Origin of the sequence: Mesorhizobium sp. M7A.F.Ca.CA.004.04.2.1, assembly GCF_004022825.1 — a bacterium.
Lineage (GTDB): Bacteria > Pseudomonadota > Alphaproteobacteria > Rhizobiales > Rhizobiaceae > Mesorhizobium.
This window is the reverse complement of the sequence record NZ_RZPH01000198.1, coordinates 1-7252: the sequence shown is the minus strand read 5'-3', so window position 1 is coordinate 7252 and position 7252 is coordinate 1. Positions and strand designations below refer to the sequence as shown.

Sequence of the window (7252 nt, the reverse complement as noted above, 5' to 3'; positions counted from 1 at the left end):
TTCCCAATCTGACCGTACTGGAGAACCTGCTGGCCGCAGCACGCGGCAGCGCGTGGACATTGGAAAAAGTTGTCGAGCTGTTTCCGCGTCTCGGCGAACGCCGCGACCAATATGCCGGTACACTGTCGGGCGGCGAGCAGCAGATGGTAGCCATCGGCCGCGCGTTGATGACCAATCCGAGCCTGCTCATTCTGGACGAGGCGACCGAGGGTCTGGCACCTGTGATCCGCCAGGACATCTGGGCAGCAATCCGCAAGCTCAAGTCGAGCGGACAGTCGATCCTTATCGTCGACAAGACGCTTGCCGAGCTTCTACCTGTGGCCGACCGCTGCTTCGTTCTGGAAAAGGGCATGACCGTCTTCGAAGGCACGCCCGAGGCGCTGACGCCAGAAATTCAGGACCGCTATCTCGGCGTATGAAAAAGGGTGTCAAACGGCTTCCAAACTGACCCGGCGCGGTGCTGTTGCTGGCCAGCGATCTTCTGGCCCGAACGCTGCTGCTGCCGCAGGAGCTGCCGATCGGCATCATCACCAGCTCCGTCGGCGCGTTCTTCGTCGTCACCATGCTGATCCAAAACCGGCTCTGAGCGCGCCAATGAACCGCTCTTGCAACAGGCCGCCGGCTCAGACCGTCCAGAAATAGCGCACGATGTGGAAGAACACCGGGGCGGCGAAGACCAGGCTGTCGGTGCGGTCCATCATGCCGCCATGGCCTTCGATCAGATGGCCCCAGTCCTTGACGCCCTGATCGCGCTTGATGGCCGAGGCGACCAGCCCGCCGAGAAATCCCATCGAGCAGGCGACGAAGGCCACGGCTGCTGCCTGCAGCGGCGAGAAGGGTGTCACGAAGGATAGCAGCGCGCCGAGCAGGCTCGCCGACACCAGTCCGCCGATCAGCCCTTCCCAGGTTTTCGACGGCGAGACGTTCGGCGAAAAACGGTGTTTTCCAAACAGCTTGCCGAAGATGTACTGCAGCACGTCGCTGCCTTGCACGACGATGATCAGGAACGCGATCAGCAGCAGGGTGCGGCCTTCGAAGCCCGGCACCTCGAGTGTCAGCAGGGCAGGGACATGGCTGACGCAATAGACCGAGATCATCACCGCCCATTGCTGCGCGGCGATGCGCTCGAGGAAGCGTTCAGTGTCGCCATGCAGCGCCGTGATGGCCGGCATCAGCAGGAAGCAATAGACCGGAATGAAGATGACGAAGAGCCCGTACCAGGCGGTCCACACCAGCCAATATTGAAACGGTATGATGATGCCGAACATGCCGAGCAGCACCCAATGGTCGCTGCGGCGGGTGTGCGTCAGCGTCACGAATTCGCGCAGCGCGGCGAAGGAGATCAGAGCGAACAGGATGGTCATCCCGTAACGCCCGAAGAAGAAGGCGACCGTCATCAGCGCCACCATCACCCACCAGGCGTTGATCCGCTGGCTGAGATTGACCAGCGTTGAGCTAAGCGGCTTCGGCGCTCGCGCCGAAAGGATGGTCGCGACGATGCTGGCGGTGGTCAAAACCGCCAGCAGGCCGATGATCAGAATGGAGATTTCGTGGCGCATCAATCGTCTCGCTCGGGACGCGGGTTGAGCGCCAGAAGCGCGGCGTGGGCGCGTTCGAGGAAGGCGCGGCGTTCTTCGCCCGGACCGATCGCCACCGGCGCGCCGAAGACGACGCGGCACAGCAGCGGCACCGGCAGGAACTGGCCCTTGGGCAGCACGCGCGACATGTTCTCGATCCAGCACGGGATCAGCTCGACCTGAGGCCGCGCCGTCGACAGATTGTAGAGCCCGGAGCGGAAGGCCAGCAGCGGCTCTTCGGTCATGTTGCGTGTGCCTTCGGGAAACAGGATCAGCGAGTGGCCCTGGTCGAGAACCGACAGCATGATCTCGATCGGGTTTTCCTCAGGTCTCGTCCACTGCCGGTTGATGAGCACCGACGACAGCATGTCCTGCGCGATGAAGCGGCGCAGCCGCGACTTCCCCCAATATTCGCCTGCGGCAACAGCATGGGTGATCGCGCGCTCGCTTTCGCTGAGACAGGCCGACAGCAGGATAAAGTCGCCATGGCTGGTGTGGTTGGCGAAATAGATGCGCTGGCGGTCGGAGGGCAGGCTGCCGTTCCAGATCGGACGCACGCCCGTCACCATCCGGGCCAGCGCCGAGAGGCCGACGGAGGTTACCGTCTGCAGCAAGGTGAAGGTCTTGAGCGAAAGCCTGTTCATCGCGGCGCCCAAAACCCTGACGCCAGAAGTGCTGCGGCGAACAGAGCCAGGGCGGCGCGCTGCTTGAACAGTAGGCGACGCGTGCCAGCAATGCGGTCATCGAGCGAGCGTGTCGCGGGCGGGGCCGTTTTCAGGCGCATGCGCGCCAGCATGTCGTCCACCGCGGCACCGCCGGAAGCTTCGTCATCATGGCCAGCCATGACCCGGAACAACAGGGCGTCGAATGCCAGCAATGCCGACAGCGCCAGAACGGCGACAGCGCTCGCGGCTGTGATCGACAGCGCAACGGCCGCCGGCAAAGTCTCGAAGCCGCCGCGCGTCGAGGCAGCCAGCGGCGCAAGGATATTTGCCGCCACCACGATTGCGGCAGGCCACGCTGCCTGCCGCATCAGCATGCCGGCGAAGCGGTCGGTGCGGTCCTGATAGGCATTGCCGGTCATGACGCCGCCGGATCCGTGGCTTCTGCGAGATGAACCGGCCGGCCGAGGGCCGCGAGCATTTCGCGGGCAAGCGCCGGCGTCTTGGCCCTGCCGGTCGCCACCAGCCATTCGGCGACGACGCCGGCGCTGCGCTGGAAGCCGAGCGCGCAGCACACCAGCACGGTGCCGTCGCGGCGCGCACTCTCCAGCGCGCCGGCTGCCTGTTGCCGTATCGCCACTGGCGGCGGCAACAGGTCGACCATCGGAAAGCTGATCCAGCGGCAATCGGCTGCCGCAGGCCTCTTAAGTTCGGCGGCGAGATCGATGACCGTGCCGAAGCTGCTGGCCTCGCGTGCCGTGGGAAAGCGCCCGAGAAAGACGCCGTCGGCAATCGCCACCTGGGGAGCAAGTTTGCGCGTCCAGGCCCATATGTTGGCCCTGGCGCCGAGACGGTAAGGCAAGAGCAGGACACGGCTTGCGAGCGTGATGCTGCCATCGGCGGATTTCTGGAACACTTTTTCGCCTGCTCCTGCATAGGCGAAGGCGACGATGGCCAGCGCCAGCGCCGGCCAAAGCAGGAAGAGCGCGACGGCGCAGAACAAGGCGCCGAGCGCTGCACCGGCCAGCGCGAGGACCGCGCCCAGAGCGTAGAACCGCGCCAGCCGCCGCGCTTTCACATCGCTGGTCAGCCGGAAGCCTGAAAACGGCAACGCGCCGCTGCGCGGAAACAGCCACAGCGCAAAGAACCCGAGCAGCGCGCCGGTCGGAATGTCGATGAAGTGATGCTGCCAGGTCGTCAGCACCGAGGCACCGATCAGGAAGCTCCAGCCATGCCAGAGCGGCAGGAGCAACCCGCGGAGCCGGTGGCGCCAATGATCCCAGATGATCACCAAAAGGGCGATGTGCAGCGAGGGTGCCTGGTTGAACGGCTTGTCGAAACCGCCGAGCACGGCAAACAGGAAGCCCGGCAGGCCGGTCGTCGCCGGTCGCACGAATGTCGCGGTCAGCGGGAACAGGATGAAGCAGATAACGGCGACGACCTGCGCGGTGAGATAGCGCCCGGCCAGGCGGTCGACGCCTTGCTTGTCGTTGTTGAGCAGCAGCGACAGGCCATAGAACAGATTGATCGACCAATAGGGCACGATGGTCCAGGCGACGAACGGAATGCTGTGTTCCCACGAGAACACGATGCTGCCGACCTCGTCGCGCCGCGAGGCCAGCCAGTTGGCGAAGCCGTAGCTGAGATAGAAGAACGGCGCCAGGAAGGCCAGCCACAGCGCCGCCCTGACGATCACCCGTCCATAAGGCTCGGTGCGCGCGGTGGGGGCAGGCGATGAGACCATGCTGTTCAGCGGCGCCGCGCGACCGAGACGGTGAAGATGCCCCATTGGTCGATGCGCTGGTCGAGTTTTTCGAAACCGGCGGCTTCGACGAGCTGGTCCATCTCACCCTGCGTGCGCCGCCGCATCACCCAGGCCTCGCCGCCGCGATGCGAAGTCAGGCTGCGGGCGATCATCTCGAGCTGCGGATGCCAGGGCTGGTTGGTGTAGAGCAACAGGCTTCCCGGCTGCATGGCGCTGGCCAATCCACCGAGCGAGCGGGCTATCATCGCATTGTCGGAGAACAACTCGTAAAGGCCGGAAACGATGGCAAGATCCGGAGCCGGATCGATCGATGCGAGCATGTCGGCATCGAAGGCGTCGGCGCGCTGGAATGAGACATCAGCCGGCAATTGCCGCTCGGCGATCAGCTTGCGGCCAAGCTCGACGTTGAGGTCGGAATAATCCTGCAGGCGAACGCTCGCCGGCTGATCGGGGCTCTTCACGATGGCATCGAGAACATAGCGGCCATGGCCGGCCGCGATGTCGAGAATGTGCACCGGCCGGCCAGCGGCCTTGAGCGTCGCCAGGCAAGAGCCGATGAGCTCTTCGAGATGCAGCTTGCGCTGGCGGATGCCGCGCCAGCCAATGGCCTCCAGGAAAATGCGGTCGACGACGCGGCCAAGAGGCGTAAGCCCGCGCGCATTGTTCTCGTAGACGTAGTCGAGCGTCGAGCCGGAATCGAAGCCGGTGGTCACGCCGGCCTTCATACCTTGCGAGACCCAGGCGCCCATGCGGATGGAGGCACGGCTGAATGCCCAATAGAGGCCCTTTGGCGACATCAGAGCGAGCGGCGAGGCAAGCCTATCGGCCTCGTCGCGTGTGTAGCCGGCGATGTCCGCCTGCTTCAGGTCGACCGGCGCATCGGCTGCCTCGAACTGCCTGGCCAGGAATGGCCGGATCAGGTCGAGGGCCTGCGCCCTGTCGCGCTCGCCCAGCGTGTCGTGGAAGAAACCAGGCAGCACATGGCGTTCCTTGGTGCGGCTGCCGAGATTGACGAAGAACTCATGCTGCGGGCCGTGGCGCACGACCCAGTCGCTGCCCGAAAGCAGAAGCTGCGTCGGCACGGTGATGGCGCGGGCGTCACTGACGATGCGTGCGGCATGCTGGTAGAGTTCGACCAGTATGTTGGAGGCGATCGGCCGCGTGATCAGCGGATCGCTCTCGAAAGAGGCGATGCGCACGGGATCATGGGTCAGGAATTTCGCCTTGACGTAGGAATTGACGAAGAAGCGGCCCTTGATCTTCTGCCAGAGTGCGATGCCCTCCTTGGCGAAGGGCACGTAGAGTTTTACCGAGAAGGCCGGTGAGGCCAGCACCATGGCGCGCAGCTTCGGCGCATAGTCATGCACCCAGGCGGCAGCCAGCACGGCGCCGAAGGATTGTGCGATCAGCGCGATATCCCGAGTGGCAAAGCCATCCCTGGCAGCGGTCTCGCGCATGAAGCAGTCGATGTCGCGCACCAGCGCCGAGAAGGAGGGCGCATAGCCGCGCTCGCCGGACGAGCGGCCATTGCCGCGGGCATCCCAGGCATAGAAGGCGTGGTCCGGCATCTGCAATTCATCGACGAGATGGGCCATGCGGCCGCCATGCTCGTGGCCGCGATGGAAGAGCACCACTGCGCCCTTGGCATCGGCGGAGGCCGCCGGCCAGAATCGGTAGAAGATCTCCGTCCCGTCATGGCTGCGGAAAACCCGCTCCTGTGCTTGCCGCGCAAGGCTTTCCGTGGCCGCGGCGGCGATCGGTTCGTGCATCATGGTCTTCCCCTCTGGCGGCATGGCGAGCCTCGATGCTCAGCTGGCGCTGCCAATAATGCCGGCGCGTATCCGGTTTATGGCGGTCAGCAGCGAAAGCGTTGCCATGGCCGGAAACACAAACGGCGTTATCGATGCCGGCCACAGCCCGGCGGCACACAGCGTGGCGACGACGCCGAGCGCCAGCGCCCTGTCGCTCTTGCCGAACGGCCCGGCATAATTACGCCCGACCTTGGCAGCGATGCCGAGCACGCCGGCGAACTCGGTCAGCACGGCCGATATCGCGAAGGCGACGACGCCCCATGCGCCAAATTCGGGAAAGACGGCAAAAGGGAGAATCAGCGCGAGGTCCGAAACGACGTCGCACAACTCGTTCAGATACATGCCAAGCGTCGAGGCTTGGCCATGCTCGCGCGCCAGCATGCCGTCCACGGCATTCAACGCCATGCGCACGAACATCACCGCGGGGATAAGCAACAGCAGCCAGCGCCATTCGTGCCAGATCGCAATGGCCGCGCCGGCGGCTATCGACATCGCGGCCGCCAGGATGGTTATGCTGTTTGCCGTGACCCCGATTGCCGCCAGCCGGTTGACCAGCGGCCGCAGTCGACCCTGGAAGGCCGGCTTGAGAGCGTAAAGCGTCGGCATGCGTTGATCCCCCGATCCTGTTCAGCGGCTGTACATCAATATGCCAGACGCGACCAGTGTAGAGGCGGCGCGGCCATCATGCGTTCGCAAATCGCTAACCATGATTGGTCCGGCAAAGCTGCCATGCACATTTGCCGGCTTCTCGTGCAACGCGGCGTCTTGAATAGTAAGCACGCTTATTATATATCTCGCTCATGGTTTCCGATGGCATCGACAGATTGGGCTTCTTGATCCACGACGTGCAGCGCTTGATGCGCAAGCGCTTCGAGGCGAGGGCCAGTGGCTTGGGGCTTTCTTCGGCGCAATGGCGGCTTCTGGTCCGCGTTGCCAAGGAAGACGGTGTCGCGCAGGCGCGGCTGGCCGAACTTCTCGAAATCGAGCCGATCAGCGTTTCGCGCCTGGTCGACCGCATGGAAGAGGGAGGCTGGATCGAGCGTCGGTCCGACGCCGCCGATCGTCGCGTCCGCATGATCTTCCTGACGCCCAAGGCAAGCGATGCCTACGCCGTGATCAAGAGCATTGCCGGAGAAGTCTATGAGGAATCGCTGGTCGGCGTGAAGCCGGAAGCCCGTCGCGTCCTCATCGAAGGGCTTGAGGCGATGGTCCGCAACCTGACCGACGACGAGACGCCGTCCATTGAAAAAGTGAAGAATATAGAGGGCGCAGCAGCATGAACGCGGTAGCCAAGATAGACGAGAAAGTGACCGAACTGGACATGGAAGCGCCGGCGCAGCCGGCCGCGGCCCCGCCGGCGGTTGCTCCCCCGGTGCAGCCGGCCCCAGTGCCCGTGAAGAAAAAGCGCCGGCTGGGCCGCTTCCTGCTGATGGTCGC

8 protein-coding genes and 1 pseudogene are annotated in these 7252 nt (G+C 64.3%); 3 read left to right on the top strand and 6 right to left on the bottom strand.

Translation table 11 applies throughout. The features are described from left to right. Positions 1–419: ATP-binding cassette domain-containing protein (locus tag EN893_RS11720; RefSeq protein WP_128361546.1), on the top strand; the 419-nt coding region annotated here is incomplete at its 5' end. 32 nt (positions 420–451) lie between these two features. Then, a pseudogene (locus EN893_RS11715) lies at positions 452–586 on the top strand (iron chelate uptake ABC transporter family permease subunit); the annotation flags it as partial. A 37-nt stretch (positions 587–623) separates the two neighbouring features. On the opposite strand, the gene EN893_RS11710 reads toward EN893_RS11715, so the two are convergent. The 6 genes from EN893_RS11710 to EN893_RS11685 are packed head-to-tail and all read right to left on the bottom strand — an operon-like array spanning position 624 to position 6421. Continuing rightward, on the bottom strand, positions 624–1559 hold the full coding sequence (locus EN893_RS11710) for a phosphatidate cytidylyltransferase (RefSeq protein ID WP_127267053.1): 936 nt from the start codon (positions 1557–1559) through the stop codon (positions 624–626). Continuing rightward, on the bottom strand, positions 1559–2221 hold the full coding sequence (locus EN893_RS11705) for a lysophospholipid acyltransferase family protein (RefSeq protein WP_127267052.1): 663 nt from the start codon (positions 2219–2221) through the stop codon (positions 1559–1561). Before EN893_RS11705 ends, EN893_RS11710 begins: the two co-directional genes overlap by 1 nt. Continuing rightward, positions 2218–2661: a hypothetical protein gene (locus EN893_RS11700; protein ID WP_127267051.1), complete on the bottom strand. Its 444-nt coding sequence runs from the start codon at positions 2659–2661 to the stop codon at positions 2218–2220. Before EN893_RS11700 ends, EN893_RS11705 begins: the two co-directional genes overlap by 4 nt. Continuing rightward, complete coding sequence (locus tag EN893_RS11695; RefSeq protein WP_127267058.1) at positions 2658–3983, bottom strand: phosphatase PAP2/dual specificity phosphatase family protein; 1326 nt, start codon at positions 3981–3983, stop codon at positions 2658–2660. Before EN893_RS11695 ends, EN893_RS11700 begins: the two co-directional genes overlap by 4 nt. A 5-nt stretch (positions 3984–3988) precedes the next feature. Beyond that, the gene (locus EN893_RS11690; protein ID WP_206517187.1) at positions 3989–5776 is read right to left on the bottom strand and encodes a bifunctional alpha/beta hydrolase/class I SAM-dependent methyltransferase; all 1788 of its coding nucleotides are present in this window, start codon (positions 5774–5776) and stop codon (positions 3989–3991) included. A gap of 36 nt (positions 5777–5812) precedes the next feature. Then, positions 5813–6421 carry a CDP-alcohol phosphatidyltransferase family protein gene (locus EN893_RS11685; protein WP_127267050.1) on the bottom strand — a complete coding sequence of 203 codons (609 nt, stop codon included), beginning with the start codon at positions 6419–6421 and terminating at the stop codon, positions 5813–5815. 194 nt (positions 6422–6615) lie between these two features. Between EN893_RS11685 and EN893_RS11680 the strand changes: the two genes are divergently transcribed. Next, positions 6616–7095, top strand: a complete 480-nt coding sequence (locus EN893_RS11680; RefSeq protein ID WP_127267049.1) for a MarR family transcriptional regulator — start codon at positions 6616–6618, stop codon at positions 7093–7095. Positions 7096–7252: the final 157 nt, after the last annotated feature.

Excerpts from the sequence above, each read along its gene's own strand:
- EN893_RS11690 (WP_206517187.1), bottom strand. The coding sequence starts at position 5,776 with ATGATGCACGAACCGATCGCCGCCGCGGCCACGGAAAGCCTTGCGCGG.
- EN893_RS11710 (WP_127267053.1), bottom strand. The coding sequence starts at position 1,559 with ATGCGCCACGAAATCTCCATTCTGATCATCGGCCTGCTGGCGGTTTTG.
- EN893_RS11680 (WP_127267049.1), top strand. The coding sequence starts at position 6,616 with ATGGTTTCCGATGGCATCGACAGATTGGGCTTCTTGATCCACGACGTG.
- EN893_RS11695 (WP_127267058.1), bottom strand. The coding sequence starts at position 3,983 with ATGGTCTCATCGCCTGCCCCCACCGCGCGCACCGAGCCTTATGGACGG.
- EN893_RS11705 (WP_127267052.1), bottom strand. The coding sequence starts at position 2,221 with ATGAACAGGCTTTCGCTCAAGACCTTCACCTTGCTGCAGACGGTAACC.
- EN893_RS11700 (WP_127267051.1), bottom strand. The coding sequence starts at position 2,661 with ATGACCGGCAATGCCTATCAGGACCGCACCGACCGCTTCGCCGGCATG.
- EN893_RS11685 (WP_127267050.1), bottom strand. The coding sequence starts at position 6,421 with ATGCCGACGCTTTACGCTCTCAAGCCGGCCTTCCAGGGTCGACTGCGG.